Origin of the sequence: Paenibacillus sp. FSL H8-0175, assembly GCF_045040615.1 — a bacterium.
GTDB lineage: Bacteria > Bacillota > Bacilli > Paenibacillales > Paenibacillaceae > Paenibacillus_AQ > Paenibacillus_AQ odorifer.
In genome coordinates, this window is the sequence record NZ_CP150299.1 from 6,890,799 (window position 1) to 6,906,874 (window position 16,076).

The following is a 16,076-nucleotide window of genomic DNA, read 5'->3' on the forward strand; positions in this document are numbered from 1 at the left end:
ATTGGTTACTACAACCATCCAACAAATTTAACTGACTGATTGTTTGGCAGCACGCCCTATCTTCACATTTACCAGTACAATACTGCTGACAATCAGCAATAATCCGATCACAAGGTTTATGGTAATCTGCTCTTTCAAAAAAACTACGCTGGTTGCTATCGAGATCAGGGGGATCAAGAAGGTGAATGAACCTACTTTTCCTGCTTCTCCTTCGTTAATCAGCTTGAAATAAATTAGCCAGCCCAGAGCAATAACAAAGATTGCGATAAACAAGGTATCCACAATAAAGGTTCCACTCCAGGTGATATCCGACCATTTCTCCGTAGCTGATCCCGAAAGTAGCAGAATGATGCCACCGATCGTGATTTGCATAGCCGTCATCCACAGCATATCCACACGTACAGCATTCCGTTTCATATATATTGTTCCTAATGCCCAGCTTAAGGCACTGGCTAAAGCCAACACAATTCCCCATATGGAGATACTCCCATTAATTCCGCCGATACTAAGAGAGGCTACCCCGAGAAAGCCAAGCAGCAAACCAGCCATTTTAAGCCCGTACATGCTCTCACCTAACCACAGCCAAGAAAAAATACCTAACAATACAGGCTGCAAAAATACAATCGATGAGAACAATCCCGCCGGAACATACTGCAAGCCAATTGTCTGAAATCCATAATAGAACACAATACTAAGTACCGCCGAGATCAGATAGATCGGCCAGAGCTGCTTGAAGCGAAGCTCCTTCACCTTGGGCAGTGCAATTAGAATCAGAATAATACCGCCTACGACGGTTCGAATACCTGCAAATAATAGAGGTGGAGCATAGTCTAAGGCGATTTTGGATATAGGCCAATTAATGCCCCATACAATCACCAAAAAAATAAGAAGGATCATACTTTTCTTCTGCTGATTCATTTGTTCACTTCCTTGGTGTAGATTCATCACAAATGATACAATAAACAAGAGCATAAATGAAATGAATAATAATCATAAGGGGCATATCATATTTGTTATGAACAATACTCAAATTCGTTTATTCGTCAAAATCGCCGAAAGCGGCAGCTTTACTAAAGCTGGTGTAGAACTGAATATGACACAGCCTGCGGTCAGCCGGGCGATCTCGTCCCTCGAAGCCGAATTAGACGTGAAGCTCTTGCTTCGAGACCGGCGTAATGGCCTGATGCTTACGGATATCGGCAAACGTATTCTTGTTATTTTCCGTGAAATTCTAATGGGCTTTGATAAGGTCAATCAGGAGATTTACGCGGAGAGAGGTCTTGAAAAAGGAAGTATCCGCATTGGAGCTTTCCCTGTGGCATCGGCTCATTTTCTACCGAAGATTATTAGCTCTATCACTAAAAGATATCCAAATATTACGATTAGCTTACAGGAGGGTTCTATCGCTGAAGTCAGAGAATGGCTGGATTCAAAAGAAATTGATGTTGGCTTATTGCTCGCTCCCAGTGCAGAATTCGAAACCATTCCATTATATAGAGAGAAATTGTTTGCCGTTTTTAGAGATGACCATCCCCTGCAAAAGCGATCCATTGTATGTGTGCAGGAATTAGCGAACGAGCCCATGTTGATTTGCAAAGCAGGATATGAACCGCCTGTTGTAGAGCTATTCCGCAGAAGTAATAGCCATCTGAATGTAAAATATGTGGTTAATAACTTTGCAACAGCTCTTAATATGGTTCAGGAGGGACTGGCGATCGGCGTGATGTCTGAACTGTCCTTGTTATCTCTGCCTCCAAATGTGGTTACCCGTGAGCTGCAGCCGGATGCTTATAGAGATATCCAAATTGCGGTCAGCTCGCTTGCCGACACTTCAATTGCTGTAAAGCTCTTCATTGAGACAGCGCTGGATCTTTTCACTCAAAAATAAAATGGATTAATTAATAGATGATAAGGAGTGCTGAGGATGAACTTTAAAAGACTAGGAAATAGCGGATTACAGGTATCCGCATTAGGACTGGGAACGAACGCTTTCGGCAAACGTGCGGATCAAGAGACCTCCATTCAGATTGTACATGCTGCGCTTGATCAGGGAATTAATTTCATAGACACTGCTAATATTTACGCTGGCTCAGAATCCGAGCGAATCATCGGTCTGGCCTTGGAAGGTAGGAGACATGAGGCTGTTCTAGCAACTAAAGCAGGTTTAGTCAAAAATGAGGGTCCTAACGGTAGCGGCTCCTCCCGTCGCCATTTGCTGCAGGAGCTTGAAGATAGCCTTCGCCGTCTTAAGACGGACTATATCGATCTATACCAGATTCATACCTTTGATCCCTATACGCCGCTTGAAGAAACCTTACGAACCTTGGACGATATGGTATCCTCGGGGAAAGTCCGTTATATCGGGGCCTCCAACTATACAGCATGGCAATTAATGAAGGCGATTGGGATTAGTGAAGCACGCAACTTCACCAAGTACACTTCAATTCAGTGCAGCTACTCCTTAGCAGACCGGACACCGGAGAATGAGCTCCTTTCGCTCTGCCTGGATCAAGGTGTAGGGATCATTCCATACTTTCCACTAGCTGGCGGGATTCTCACAGGCAAATATAATACAAGCGACTCAGCGCCATCGGGGTCCAGAGCAGATACCGATCCTAATTTCAAAAGATTCCTTGATGCTGACCGGATCAAGCTCGGAAGCCAAGTGAGTCAAATTGCTGAGGAAATGGAAACCTCATCTACCGCGCTCTCCTTAGCTTGGCTTATGAATCGGCCTGCCGTCTCGACGGTTATTGTCGGGGCTACGCGTGTGGAACAGCTGGAACAAAATTTGCTTAGTACCTCACTTGTACTTAATGAAGAAACTTCGGCCAAGCTGGATGAAGCCAGTGATTCCTTCCGTTATCGCGAGCCGTTCGCTTTTTACCGGCTCCCATAGTCGTATGCTCTAACTTCTTACAAGGATGGAGGAAAGATTAATGACAACCTATACAGCTGACAGCATTCAAGGAATGCTTGAAGAGCATAAGATTTTTTTTAATAGCGGCGTAACTAAGGAGGTTTCTTTTCGTCTCCAGCAGCTGCTCAAGCTTAAGAATATTATTAAACAATACGAAGGACGTATCATCACCGCACTACAACAGGATTTAGGAAAAGGTGAGTTCGAAGCCTATGCCACAGAAATCGGCTTTACGCTGGACAGTATCGGCTACATGATGAAACATCTTAAGCGTTGGGCGAAGCCTGTAAAGGTTCGATCGCCGCTGCACTTATTTCCTGCAAAAAGTTATATTTTAAGTGAGCCTTACGGCACAACGCTCATTATTGGCCCGTTTAATTATCCATTTCAGTTGCTGATTGAGCCCCTGATCGGCGCCATTGCCGCTGGTAACTGCGCTGTCCTCAAGCCATCTGAGAGCACACCTGCCATCTCGTCCGTGGTTGAACAGCTTATTCAAGAGACCTTCGAGCCGCAGTATATCCGCGTAATTCAAGGGGAAAAAGAGACCACTAATTTACTGATCCACGCCAAGTTTGATTATATATTTTTTACAGGCAGTGTGCCTGTCGGCAAAATCGTTATGGAAGCGGCAGCCAAAAATTTAGTGCCTGTAACCTTGGAGCTTGGCGGGAAAAGCCCGGTTATTGTTGATAAGACCGCTAATCTTGATGTTGCAGCGAAACGGATTGTCTGGGGCAAGCTGCTAAACGCGGGTCAAACCTGTATTGCACCGGATTATCTGTTAGTCCACAAGGATATTGCCAAAGAATTGATTACCAAACTCAAACATCACGTCACTGAGTTCTACGGTCAGGATGCACAGCCTAATACAGATTATGGCCGGATCGTGAATGATCGCCAGCTGCAAAGACTTGCTGACCTCATTGCGCGAGATCAGAGCAAGGTGATTATGGGCGGCACCATCGTGCCAGAAGAACGTTATATTGAGCCTACTTTAATCTATCCTGCCACTTGGACGGATGCTGCTATGGAAGATGAGATCTTCGGTCCGATTCTCCCAATATTGGAATATCATCAATTGGATGAGGCCATTCAGAGTATTAATGAACATCCAAAGCCACTGGCACTATACCTATTTACGGAGGATAAGAGTGTAGAACAAGAGGTGCTGTCCCGGGTCTCATTCGGGGGAGGGTGTATCAATGATACGATCTCACATGTGGCGAGCACTTATCTTCCGTTTGGTGGAGTAGGAAACTCTGGAATCGGGGGTTATCACGGGAAGTATAGCTTTGAGGTCTTCTCCCATCATAAAAGCATCGTCAAGCGAGGCACACGGATCGACCTCGGAATCGTGTATCCTCCTTATGGCAATAAAGTGAAGCTGGTTCGAAAAGTAATGAAATAAACAACGCAGCAAACCTCCCATGATCGGGAGGTTTGCTGCTTATCAGGGTAACTACGCAAACAGCTCTAACAATTTCTCAACACTTATCTCTGCGGTGGAAGCCAGACATAGATCCGCGGTCCCGGTTACGAGCGCCACTCCAGCTCCCACTGACCTCATACCAGCAGCATTAATTGCGGCTATTCCTTCCTCGGTATCCTCAATCGCCACACAGCAGTCTGGGGATATGCCCAGCATCTCCGCAACCTGCAAGTGAATCTCTGGATCTGGCTTGCTTCTACGCAAGTTGCCAGGGTCAGCCACCGCCTGAAACCAATGCCCGATCTGCAAGCGTTCGAGAATCAGCAGCGCATTCTCATTCACTGAAGCCAGTCCGATAGCAATCCCTCTTTGCTGCAAATCGGACAACACGCTGTGGATACCCGGATACAGCTCAGCAGGCGTCATTTGCTGAACCAGCTGTCTATACTTCTCGTTCTTTTTGTTGCAGAGCATTCCCTTTACCGGTTGCGGCAAATTCAGTCCACTACTCTCCAGAATGACTTCTAAAGATTCCATTCGACTTAGGCCCTTAAGACTCTTATGCTTCTCTCGATCAAAAGAAAGCGCAAGCTCATCCGCCAGATCCTTCCAAGCCTCATAATGATACTCTCCAGTGTCAGTAATTATCCCGTCCAGCTCGAAAATAACAGCTTCAAGCTGCTTCACATTCGAAAGCCTCAGCGGCTTCTGTGCAGACAACTGTATAAGGTTTCCCTTATGCATAATCTCAAGCTCTTCGCCCTCCAGCAGTGTATAGATCACTTCTGTATCACTCACAAAAATATCCAATAGCTGTCCAGCGCATGTTATTTTAAACCGATAGCTCTCCCACTGCGCTGGCACACTAGGATTAAATGATAACATCCCGCCGCATAAGCGCATGCCACCAAAACCATTCACAATCGACAGCCAGGAGCCTGCCATAGCAGCAGTGTGCAGTCCATCCTTTACGTTGCGGTTGATATCATCCAAGTCCATCCGTACCGTGCGGTCAAAATAGGAATAGGCTCCCGTCAAATCACCAATCTCAGCAGAGATTATACTGTGAATACACGGTGACAATGAAGAATCATGCGTCGTCAGCGGCTCATAATAATTATAATTCCGGATCTTATCCGCCAAGCTGAATTGGTCACCCAGTAGAAACATCGCCATTACCAAGTCCGCCTGTTTCAACACCTGATGACGGTAAATTACCAGCGGATGGTAGTTGAGCAGCAGCGGATATTTGTCAGCTGGTGTATGCTCGAAATCCCATTTTTTCTTGGAGAGAAACGTGTCGTCTTGAGCATAAATACCAAGTCCCTCATCAAAGGGGATAAACATTTTGTCCGCCGCTTCCAGCCACACTAATGTCTCATGCTCAGTCAGACCGATTTTTTGCTTCAGGCGTTCAAAATGCTCAGGATACTGCTTAGATAATATCCCTGCCATCTCGTGTGCATAATAAAGCTGATCCTGTACCATAAAGTTGGTGTATGCATTATTGTTGACGATAGCTGTATATTCATCAGGACCGGTTACTGCATCAATACAAAAGACACCGCCCCTAGCCGGATTAAAGTACCCCAAGTCCAACCAAAAGCGGGAAGTTTCGAATAAAATTTCCGCTCCCTTCGTAACCAAAAAATCATAATCTCCGGTAGCCAGTACATACTGCTTGATGGCATACGCAATATCCGCATTAATATGCATTTGCGCCGTGCCTGCCGGGAAATACGCAGAGTTCTCTGCCCCGTCTATAGTCCGCCAAGGGAACAAGGCTCCCTTCTGCGACATTACCGCTGCACGCTCCCGTGCTTTGTCTAACGTGGCATAACGAAATTCGAGCAGCTTTCGGCTAATCTCCGGCTGTGTGAACGTAAAGAAGGGCAGCATATACATCTCGGTATCCCAGAAATAGTGCCCTTCGTATCCTTCACCCGTTAATCCCTTGGCTCCAATATTCGTAACCCCATCACGGCCTACGGATTGAAGCAGTTGAAAAGCATTAAAGCGAATGCCCTGCTGAAGCGCAAGATCACCATGAATCTCCACATCCGTATGTGCCCAGTATCGATCCAGATAAGCCTGCTGTTCCTGGGCAAGCGCTTCAAACCCGCTATGGTCTGCTAAGTGTAATATTTCAGTACTTCTACTAAGTAGTTCGTCTTCTGGATAATCTTTAGAGGTATGGTAAGAGATATATTTGGTTAGCGAGACGCTTTCCCCACGCTCCACCGGGACGACAAACTGCACGGATAATTTCTGCCCCTCATGCTGCACGGTCCTTTTACCCTCAGATCTTGAATCGAGCTTATGACTTACCCCTGTTAATAGGGCAAACCGGGTATGCCGCGTCCGCTGCTTCATCCATAAGAAGGAGTGTCCCGGTTCATGACCGGTATCCTCCAGGAGCAGACTGGGCTCCTTGCCTCCCGAGCCCAATCTGGGATCATCCGTTACCTTAGGTTTTTGGATCTTGCCGTCGATGGACGAAGTGAAGGTAAGCACTCCGCTGAAATTCAGCGCTTTAACCTCATAATCTATCGCCGCCAGATGTTTGTGCTGCAAAGTCACCATCCGCCGGATATGAAGCTGTACCCGGTGACCAGCTGGAGATTCCCAATCTACCTGCCGATGCAGAACCCCGCTTCGCATATCCAGCTTTCGTTCATAATGGTGCACTTGCCCACTGTTTAACTGAAAGGTCTGCCCTTCAATACTCAGTTCAATAATCTTGGCATCTGTTACGTTCAGCATCGCTTGATTGCGGGATGGATATCCGTAGGCTCCTTCTGGATATACAATGGGCTCCGAATCAAAAAAACCATTCAAATAATTGCCTGTTACAGACGAGCCTGAGCTGCCGTGGTAACCTTCTTCGAAATTACCGCGCATGCCAATATATCCATTGCCAAGCGCAAAAATACTCTCGCTTCTTTGATTGTTCTCTTCACTATAAGCTTCCTCATCAAGACTCCACTCCCGGTAAGGATATACCGCCGTCGGATGTACGTATGGTTTCATCTTCATCTCTCTAAGCTCCCCCTGATCACAGTTTCATTCGGGTTCTAAATCATTAACCTTTCACCGACCCACCCATAAGCCCTCTGACGAAATACTTTTGCAGCAGGAAAAAAATAGCGAGCGGCATCAGCATAGAGATAAATGCAGCCGAAGTAAGTAAATGCCAATCGTTGCCTCGTGAGCCTACTAAATCGGCAATTTTCATCGACATGACTTGCACAGACGGTTGATTGCCGATAAAAATCAATGAGACTAAATAGTCATTCCACACCCATAGGAATTGGAAGATCCCGATAGAAGCCAGTGCTGGCACTGATAGAGGCAGAATTAGCCTACCGAATATAGTGAAATGACTTGCCCCATCCATGAAAGCCGATTCGAACAAATCCTTCGGCAATTGACTGATAAAGTTGTACATAAAGTACGTAACCAGCGGTAATCCAAAAGCCGTATGCGCCAGCCAAATTCCCAGATAACTTCCGTTTAGCCCAAGTGCGGTATAATCCTTAAGCACTGGAATAAGCGCAACCTGTATCGGAATGACGAGCATTGCAATAATGATCACAAAAAGAATTCTACGCCCAGGAAACCGCAGCCAGGCAAAAGCATATGCAGCAAAAGAAGCGATCAGCACCGGAATAACTGTTGCTGGAACAGCAATCGTTAGCGTATTCCAGAAGGCCTGTGACAATCCGGAGCCTTTTTGCACCGTTTCACTACCATCAGCCTGTTTCAGCTTGTATTCCTTACCGGAAAGCACATTATTATAGTTATCCAGCGTGAGATCCGGTGTCATCTTCCAACCTTGTATCTGTTCATTTACGGTACGTGCTCTACGATTCTCCCACATAAGCCGGCTGCCATCTGCCTTCACGCCAGCCTTCAGCTCATCATCTGTATAAGTTTTACCGTTCACCTCAATTGGCTCCCGAAGATCCACATCCTTGGATAGCTGAATCGTCTCTCCAGCCTTCCACTCCTGATGAGGAAAAGCTTTCCACCATCCGGTTTGCAGAATGTCAGCAGCCGGACGGAAGGAGGAAATAAATAGCCCAAGAGTCGGAAGCAGCCAAATAAAACAGATCACACCCAACACGATATTTACAACCGTTTTGCTGCCTTTTCTCTTCTTTTTGCCAGCCATTAGAATCCCCCCTGCTTACGGAACTGACGTAGATTGATTATGATTACAGGCAGCACCGCGATCAGTAGAACAATAGCCAGCGTGGAGCCGTAGCCGAAATTACGGTACATAAAGAATTGCCGGTAGAACTGTGTAGCAACAACCTCTGTATCGTATTGACCTCCTGTCATCACCATGACGACGTCAAATATTTTCAACGTAAAGACGATAATGGTCGTTGTCACTGTCAGAATGGTTGATGAAATATATGGAATCATGATTCCAAAGAAAATCTTCACCTCATTTGCTCCATCCACTCGTGCAGCTTCCAAAATGTCGTCAGGAACCCCTTTGATTGCTGCCGAGAAAATCACCATTGCAAATCCCGTCTGCATCCAGATCAAAATAATAATGAGGAAAAAGTTATTCCATGGCTGAAGCATACTCGTCCAGGCTTGGGGTTCTCCCCCAAAATAAGTAACAATTGCGTTCAACAGCCCGATTTGTTCGTCACCCGGTTGATAGTAATATACGAATTTCCAAATGACTCCTGCCGCTACAAAGGAAATAGCCATCGGCATAAAGATGATCGATTTGGCGATTTTCTCATAGCTGCTGCGATCGGCAAGAATAGCAATTAAGAGCCCGAATGCTACACAAGCAAGCGTGCCAACGAATACCCAAAGTAAATTGTTACGCAATGCCGTTGCCATCAGATGATCGCTAAAGATCGCTGCATAATTGCTCAGACCCACAAATTTTTCTGAAGAAGCATTAAAAAAGCTCAAATATAATGTTCGCAGTGCAGGCAGGACCAGTAACCAGCCCAGAATAATCACTGCCGGACCAATAAAGATATAAGGCAGCACCTTACGCCGGATATGATCCGGGTACTGCTCAACCGCCCACGTCAGCGTATAGTAAATCAGATAAACACCTAGAACTCCCCAGAGGACAGCCAGAACCGCTGTTAGCAGCGGATTTAATGTGGAATCCCGGAAGAATAAAAAGATTGCGCCGTTAACAACAATATTCGCTAATAACACAACTAGGGACAGCATTACCGCCTTCAGGCTGACGGTTGGCCTAGCTTGTGGTTGTGTTGGCATTTGTGGCTGTGGCTGTGATTGTGCACCCATATTAGCTCCAGCTCCTCCTATAAGTTTTGCGGAGCAAAACTCTTATCATAAGCATCGAACTCACTAGTTAGAAAACAAAAAGAGGGGCAGACAATCCTCTTTTCTCACTGCCCCTCTTTTTACTGTGCGCTTTAAATATTAGGTTAGTTGTTCCAGCCGGACTGGATTTGTTCCAAGGCTTGATCCAGTGTCGCTGTACCGCTCACATAGTCGGTCATCCCTTTCCAGAAGGTGCCTGCGCCCACTTTACCTGGCATCAAATCAGAACCATCAAAACGCAGTGTGGAAGCATCTTGAACCAACTTCGCCATCCGGCGATCAGATTCAGAGGTATACCAATCAAGGGAAGCATCATTCATAGGAGCAATAACGCCGCCAGATTGTACCCAGCTCTTAATCGACTCTCCCGTGGTGAAGAATTCCATGACTGCACGAACCTCTGGACGATCGTTGAACATAGCGTAAATATCACCTGCAACCAGCACTGGTTTACCATATTGCGCATCAATTGGCGGCAAGTAGAACCAATCATAATCCTGATCAACCTTTGCCGTTTCAGGGAAGAAGCTTGTAATAAAGTTACCGAGCATATTAAACCAGGCTTTAGGCGGATCAGTGAACATTGGCGCTGGGGCATCCCCGAAGGATGTCGTCACGATAGACTTAGCACCACCGTAAACATAATCCTTGTTAAGCCAAATTTTAGACATGATTTCAACAGCATTTTTTACTTCTGGTGAAGTAAATGGCAGTTCACCTTTTACCCACTTATCGTAGTTCTCAGGCGTAGTCGTACGAAGCATTATATTTTCGACCCAGTCTGTTGCTGGCCAACCCGTTGCAGCACCACTCTCAATGCCAATAGCCCAGGCAGGATCGCCATCCTTGGCAATTTGTTCAGTGAGTGCCATCAGCTCATCCCAAGTTTCAGGAACCTTGTAACCTGCATCATCAAATTGTTTCTTTGGATACCATACCAAGCTCTTTACATTACTGCGGTTCCAAATCCCCGCCATGATCTTCCCGTCTTTTCCGTCCATCGTAGACATATCGAGCCAGCTCTTGTTGTAATTAGCCGTCAATTTGTCTTGATCCAGCACACTGGTCAAATCGATAACCTTGCCCGTCTTTGCAATCGATGCCAGCAATCCCGGCTGCGGGAAGTCAGCGATATCAGGAGCATTTCCGCCGTCCACCCGAATATTTATTGTTGCTTCGAACTCCTTGGAGCCCTCGTATTGAATATCGATCCCTGTCTTCTCTTCAAATTCTTTAATGCTGCTCTCAAATTTCACTTGGTCAGCATCTACGAAGGGTCCAAACATGGTTACTTTAGTCCCTTTATATTCACCTTTCATCGCTAAATCTAACGGGGAACCCGAAGGTTCAGCACTAGGTGCATTTGTCGCTTTCTCGGTGTTATCTGCTGTTGGGCTGACTGTTGCCGCCGGTGGATCTGTAGGCGCCGCATTATTGTTGCCTCCACCGCATGCGCTCAGCGTCATTGTGAAGGATAAACACAGTACTAAAGCCAACGACTTTTTACGTCCTGAGATCTTCTTCATCTTTTGTACATCCCCTTTAATGGTTATAGAGATAACATCTTATTCAATCATCCGGGCACCCTGGCATGTATTAGCAGCTTGTAGCAGATCACCTCCTTGCAAAGCTTTTCAGAAGACAGGTAATTATCCTAAAATCAAACTCCATCACAAATGTAATTTAATAATAGCGCTTACATTTTTTATATTATCATAATTAGTAACCGTTTCCAATCGGAAAATGAGATGTTTTTCATAAGAATTCATACTATTTTCTATCCTAACATTTAAATTTTAATTAAGACCGATACATGGCTCTGAAAAGCTTTTCAGAAGAAGGTCACAAAAATAAAGAGCCTTTATTTTTCCCGCGTGGATTCCCGCACAATCAGCTTATGCTCCATCTTTTCATTCAATACCTGTACACCACCTGTTGTGAGCAATTCATGCAGCATCTCCGCCGCACGATACCCTAACTCATAAATCGGCTGTGCAATCGTGGTCAGCTTTGGAATGAACATACTCGACATCCGCAAATTATCAAATCCAATCACAGATACCTGCCCCGGAACTAGAATATTACGATCCTTCAGATAAGAAATCGTCCCCATTGCAAATTCATCAGCAACACAGAAAACAGCGGTCAGCTCGGGATAATCAGTAAACAACTCATGCGCAGCTTGATAAGCGTGTTCGAACCTGTGATTGGCATATTTGCTCTTCACAATATTCTGCTGTAGTCCAAACTCTGTTAATGCTCTTACAAAACCCTCATAACGAGGCGGGCCAGATACGGAGTTATCATGGTTAAAACCAATCATGCCAATGTCCTTATGCCCTAAATCAATCAGAAACTTTACCGCATCGTAAGCCGCCTGTTCATCATCCACCTCCACAGATGGAATGTCGTACTCATCAGAATGCGAGGATACCAACACAAAAGGAATTCTACAACCGACTAATTTGTCATGTGTCTCAGGATAAAGGACATCACTGGCGAACACGATCCCATCCACCTGCTTCTCATGAAAGTTATCGATGTAAGACAACATCCGTTCTTTGTCGCGGTCCGTATTGCAGATCATTAAACTGTATCCGAGCTTGATGCATGCATCCTGCATTCCCCGAATAACCCCTGCGAAATACAGGTTCTCAATATCCGGAATCAGCAGGCCCAGTGTAAAAGACTTCTTGTAGATCAGGCCGCGTGCAAACGCATTTGGTTGATATTGCAAACGTTCTACAGCCTCCATCACTCGATTCCGTTTGCTCTCTACGACCGTATTCGGTGCATTCATAACCCGCGATACGGTGCTGATCGACACCTCCGCCATTCTGGCAACATCTCTTATGGTTGGCTTCATAACGATAACTTCCTTTTTTTCAGGTAACTTTTCGATGTGATTATAGCAAGCCCGTTAAGAAATAACAACAGATTTTTTAAAGCGCTTACATTTTATTTTAAAGACATACTTATTCCTTATCTAATCATTACAAAGTGCGTATAACTTACTTAAAGTGTGTATATAGTTTTATTACATGGTATACTAGGCGAGTAGCATTATTCGCAGCTACAAATACTGCTCTAGACTATCTGAGCGTTTATTATAGGAGGGATTACATTGAAGCAACAGCGCGATATTCGATTCTCCGTACTGGACTTAGCCTCTATTGTGGAGGGTGGCACAGCGGCAGACTCTTTTCATAACTCTTTAGCTTTAGCTCAACATGCTGAGGCATGGGGCTATCACCGGTATTGGTTTGCTGAGCATCACAACATGATTGGTGTTGCCAGTTCTGCTACCTCACTCTTAATTGGCCACATTGCTGGCGGCACAAAAAGCATACGCGTAGGCTCTGGAGGCATCATGTTGTCCAACCACGCACCACTTGTCATTGCGGAACAATTCGGGACCCTCGAATCCCTATATCCAGGACGGATTGATTTAGGACTGGGCAGAGCCCCAGGATCCGATCAACCGGCTTCCCGTGCGCTACGCCGTGGTCTCGGAAGCGACGGCAGTGACTTCCCCGAGCAGTTAAGTGAGCTCAGAGCCTACTTCGATCCTGCAGGTGCAGGATCACGACCGGCTGGGGTTCGTGCTGTTCCTGGTGAAGGCTTGAATATCCCCATCTGGCTGCTAGGCTCCAGCGGTTTTAGTGCTCAGCTGGCAGGGAAGCTAGGTTTACCTTTTGCTTTCGCCAGCCATTTCGCACCAGAATATTTACTACAAGCTTTACACATCTACCATAGTAATTTCCGTCCTTCAGCAGCACTCGACAAACCTTATGTGATGGTCGGAGTTGGCATTACAGCAGCCGATACCGTGAATGAGGCAAGACGACTGGCTACCTCGCAGCAGCAGCAATTCCTTAATATCATCCGCGGACGTACGGGGAAGTTACAACCACCGGTTGATAGTATGGAGGGGCTATGGACGATGCAAGAAAAAGCAGCCATGCTTGAGAAACAGCGTTACTCTTTCGCTGGTGATAAAGCAGCAATTAAAGAACGGCTTCAAGAAATCCTGCAAGAGACACAGGCCGATGAATTGATTGTTTCTGGTGGAATTTATGATCCTAACGCTCGTCTACGCTCTTATGAGATTGTAGCCGACGCTATGAAGGAAATCTAATTTATCATCATAATTAAGGCAAGACGATAGGTCTGGTATCGGGGTTTGAGCCCTATTCCAGATGTATGTCTTGCCTTTTTATTTTGCATTCATAATCGTTCTCAATAAAACACAATAAAAACAATGAATTACATAAAAATAAAGAGTTAAATAGAGAAAACTGGTGTAAAACCATTAATATAATTGATATTTGATCAAATATGATGGATTTCCTTGTAATATCCCATTTTTGTTTAGATATTATTTTGATTATACTTTAGTTATTCGCTATAACGAACGAATTGGCGGTATATCTCTACCCTCTCCTTCCACTTTCACGGAGATTCCTGTATACGCACAAGAAAGTGGTTCTGTGAGATACTACTTATTTCGACAATGTTTGATGGAAAATCCGATTAGAAGAGAAGAATTTGCCGGAAGCCCGCAAATGATGTCTACAAAATTTAATATGGGGTTCAGGAGAAAGGAGCGAGTAAAGTGAAGAAGAAATATCGCTCGGCTTTCATAGCTGCTTATATCCTGACTATTCTAGCAGGAGTCATCTGGCATGCTGGCGGAGTTAGTGCGCAAGATACCATTAAGCTTACGGTGAATTCGCATACGACAAGCACAGCCACCATGAACAATATGCAGCCTGGTGATGAAACGAACTCAGAATACACAATTATTAACGCAGGTAGTGAGGGTTTTAATTACTATGTGGACTTCAAATTCATCTCTGGAGACGCAGAATTATACGATATTCTCCAAATGACACTCGAAAAAGAGGGAGTAATCATCTATTCAGGGGTGATGAGTGAGGCTGCCGGAAGAGTTGCCATCGGTTCACTTGCCGGGGGAGAACAAAGTGTAATCCAAATGGATGTAATTTTCCCGTGGGAAGCAGGGAACGAATATCAAGGGAAAACCACCACTGTAGCCTTTGAGTTCTCCGCTTCTGGAGGACCGGAGCCATCCGCTCAACCTAGTCCTTCACCGACAGCGACGGCCACAGCTCAGCCTACACCGGAGCCATCACCTACAGCGACTGCTACACCTACTGTAGTGCCAACTACGACACCTACTGCCACGGCTACAGCTACACCTGAAGCTTCACCGACCGCAACAGCTTCACCAACCACGACGGCTACTTCGCCAACGGCAACAGCAGCTGCCACACCAGGGCAATCAACGACGCCAACACCATCGCCAATACCTACAGCTTCACCAGTAGTAGATGAAATTAGTGTCACTGAAGCGCCGATCCCACTGGGTGGAGGCGATAATGAGCCGACAGCATCACCAAGTGCCGGCAGCCAAACTACCAGTGCAACACCGCAGCCAAGCAATGAAATCGCCCTGCCTGATGATGAGCTTCCACTGGGAGCACCAGAGGTTGGCAACAAGCTTCCAAATACCGCTGAGCCTTGGTATAACTTGATTCTTGCCAGCTTAGCCATTGCGGTACTCAGCGTGATTATCATGCGCAGATTGAAATCGAAGAAATAACCACATTTTGCAGCATAAGTCTGGAGGTGAGAGAGTATGAAGAAGCGTAATGGTGTCTTGCTAGCCGTGAAGCTAATCTTCATACTCTCTTTAGTTGTGTTGATTTACTCGGTTGTACAAGTGGTCAAAGCACCGCTCGAAGCTAAACAGGCTTTAAATGATTGGGCAAAAAAGAGGGAGGAAGCTGTCGCCCGCCCCCTTTCTGCCGAAGAAATCCCTCTTCCCATGGGAATGATCAGTTCAGCCAAGGAACAGCCGCACCCCGCTCATTCCTATTCAGAAGGTGAAATCATAGGAGAGATTCGTTTCCCCAAATTAAACAAAAAGATCGCAGTGCTAGAAGGCACGGAAAGCCCCGAGCTAAAAAAGGGAGCCGGACATTATAAAGGCAGCGCAGCTATCGGTGCCACCGGCAACAGTGTGCTCGCAGGCCACCGCGATACAGTGTTCCGTAATCTGGGAGAACTCGTCGCTGGAGATCTTATCGAGCTGGAAAGTACCGATGGGACTTTTACCTATGAAGTAACAGGCAGCACAATTGTTGACGGGGACGAACGTGGTGCTATAAAGCCAAGTGATAAGGCCATCCTCACATTGATTACCTGTTATCCCTTTTCATATGTGGGATCTGCACCGGACCGTTATTTACTTTCAGCGAAGTTAGTGAAACAAGAAATATTGCCGCATTAAACTTAAATATTACCTCAATCTTCTTCCTCAGGGATGAGACCTTATATGGAAAGTGATACTATATATATACAATAGTA

At 45.7% G+C, this 16,076-nt stretch carries 12 protein-coding genes; 6 read left to right on the forward strand and 6 right to left on the reverse strand.

The window, feature by feature from the left end; all coding sequences use genetic code 11:
• Positions 1-27: 27 nt before the first annotated feature.
• Positions 28-918, reverse strand: a complete 891-nt coding sequence (locus tag MHH46_RS30570; RefSeq protein ID WP_036682097.1) for a DMT family transporter — start codon at positions 916-918, stop codon at positions 28-30.
• A 97-nt stretch (positions 919-1,015) separates the two neighbouring features.
• On the opposite strand from MHH46_RS30570, the gene MHH46_RS30575 reads away from it, so the two are divergent.
• From MHH46_RS30575 to MHH46_RS30585, 3 genes are read left to right on the forward strand one after another with little or no spacing between them, the layout of a single operon-like run.
• Positions 1,016-1,888: a LysR family transcriptional regulator gene (locus MHH46_RS30575; RefSeq protein ID WP_076191772.1), complete on the forward strand. Its 873-nt coding sequence runs from the start codon at positions 1,016-1,018 to the stop codon at positions 1,886-1,888.
• A 36-nt stretch (positions 1,889-1,924) separates the two neighbouring features.
• Positions 1,925-2,899 (forward strand): aldo/keto reductase, encoded by a 975-nt coding sequence (locus MHH46_RS30580; RefSeq protein WP_076191692.1) that lies wholly within the window; start codon positions 1,925-1,927, stop codon positions 2,897-2,899.
• 40 nt (positions 2,900-2,939) lie between these two features.
• Positions 2,940-4,331, forward strand: coding sequence for an aldehyde dehydrogenase (locus tag MHH46_RS30585; RefSeq protein WP_076191690.1), 1,392 nt, complete (start codon positions 2,940-2,942; stop codon positions 4,329-4,331).
• A gap of 51 nt (positions 4,332-4,382) precedes the next feature.
• Here MHH46_RS30585 and pgmB read toward each other — a convergent pair whose 3' ends face one another.
• From pgmB to MHH46_RS30610, 5 genes are all read right to left on the reverse strand, one after another.
• The gene (gene pgmB / locus MHH46_RS30590; RefSeq protein ID WP_081387821.1) at positions 4,383-7,388 is read right to left on the reverse strand and encodes a beta-phosphoglucomutase; all 3,006 of its coding nucleotides are present in this window, start codon (positions 7,386-7,388) and stop codon (positions 4,383-4,385) included.
• A gap of 46 nt (positions 7,389-7,434) precedes the next feature.
• A complete protein-coding gene (locus MHH46_RS30595; RefSeq protein ID WP_076191687.1) occupies positions 7,435-8,526 on the reverse strand; it encodes a carbohydrate ABC transporter permease in 1,092 nt (363 codons plus the stop codon).
• Complete coding sequence (locus MHH46_RS30600) at positions 8,526-9,644, reverse strand: carbohydrate ABC transporter permease (protein WP_232061475.1); 1,119 nt, start codon at positions 9,642-9,644, stop codon at positions 8,526-8,528. The genes MHH46_RS30595 and MHH46_RS30600 overlap by 1 nt, the downstream gene beginning before the upstream one ends.
• A gap of 143 nt (positions 9,645-9,787) precedes the next feature.
• On the reverse strand, positions 9,788-11,209 hold the full coding sequence (locus MHH46_RS30605; protein ID WP_038574978.1) for an ABC transporter substrate-binding protein: 1,422 nt from the start codon (positions 11,207-11,209) through the stop codon (positions 9,788-9,790).
• A gap of 335 nt (positions 11,210-11,544) precedes the next feature.
• A complete protein-coding gene (locus MHH46_RS30610) occupies positions 11,545-12,549 on the reverse strand; it encodes a LacI family DNA-binding transcriptional regulator (RefSeq protein ID WP_036682112.1) in 1,005 nt (334 codons plus the stop codon).
• 258 nt (positions 12,550-12,807) lie between these two features.
• Here MHH46_RS30610 and MHH46_RS30615 point away from each other — a divergent pair, with 258 nt between their 5' ends.
• The 3 genes from MHH46_RS30615 (at position 12,808) to MHH46_RS30625 (ending at position 15,999) form a co-directional block, all read left to right on the forward strand.
• Positions 12,808-13,821: an LLM class flavin-dependent oxidoreductase gene (locus MHH46_RS30615; RefSeq protein WP_081383185.1), complete on the forward strand. Its 1,014-nt coding sequence runs from the start codon at positions 12,808-12,810 to the stop codon at positions 13,819-13,821.
• Between the two features lie 477 nt (positions 13,822-14,298).
• Positions 14,299-15,309, forward strand: coding sequence for a hypothetical protein (locus MHH46_RS30620; protein ID WP_076191684.1), 1,011 nt, complete (start codon positions 14,299-14,301; stop codon positions 15,307-15,309).
• Positions 15,310-15,345: 36 nt separating this feature from the next.
• Positions 15,346-15,999: a sortase gene (locus MHH46_RS30625; RefSeq protein ID WP_076124065.1), complete on the forward strand. Its 654-nt coding sequence runs from the start codon at positions 15,346-15,348 to the stop codon at positions 15,997-15,999.
• The last annotated feature ends 77 nt before the right edge of the window (positions 16,000-16,076 follow it).

Bases quoted from the DNA above. Each gene is read 5' to 3' on its own strand.
- MHH46_RS30570 (WP_036682097.1), bottom strand. From the start codon at position 918: ATGAATCAGCAGAAGAAAAGTATGATCCTTCTTATTTTTTTGGTGATT.
- MHH46_RS30575 (WP_076191772.1), top strand. From the start codon at position 1,016: ATGAACAATACTCAAATTCGTTTATTCGTCAAAATCGCCGAAAGCGGC.
- MHH46_RS30580 (WP_076191692.1), top strand. From the start codon at position 1,925: ATGAACTTTAAAAGACTAGGAAATAGCGGATTACAGGTATCCGCATTA.
- MHH46_RS30585 (WP_076191690.1), top strand. From the start codon at position 2,940: ATGACAACCTATACAGCTGACAGCATTCAAGGAATGCTTGAAGAGCAT.
- pgmB (WP_081387821.1), bottom strand. From the start codon at position 7,388: ATGAAGATGAAACCATACGTACATCCGACGGCGGTATATCCTTACCGG.
- MHH46_RS30595 (WP_076191687.1), bottom strand. From the start codon at position 8,526: ATGGCTGGCAAAAAGAAGAGAAAAGGCAGCAAAACGGTTGTAAATATC.
- MHH46_RS30600 (WP_232061475.1), bottom strand. From the start codon at position 9,644: ATGGGTGCACAATCACAGCCACAGCCACAAATGCCAACACAACCACAA.
- MHH46_RS30605 (WP_038574978.1), bottom strand. From the start codon at position 11,209: ATGAAGAAGATCTCAGGACGTAAAAAGTCGTTGGCTTTAGTACTGTGT.
- MHH46_RS30610 (WP_036682112.1), bottom strand. From the start codon at position 12,549: ATGAAGCCAACCATAAGAGATGTTGCCAGAATGGCGGAGGTGTCGATC.
- MHH46_RS30625 (WP_076124065.1), top strand. From the start codon at position 15,346: ATGAAGAAGCGTAATGGTGTCTTGCTAGCCGTGAAGCTAATCTTCATA.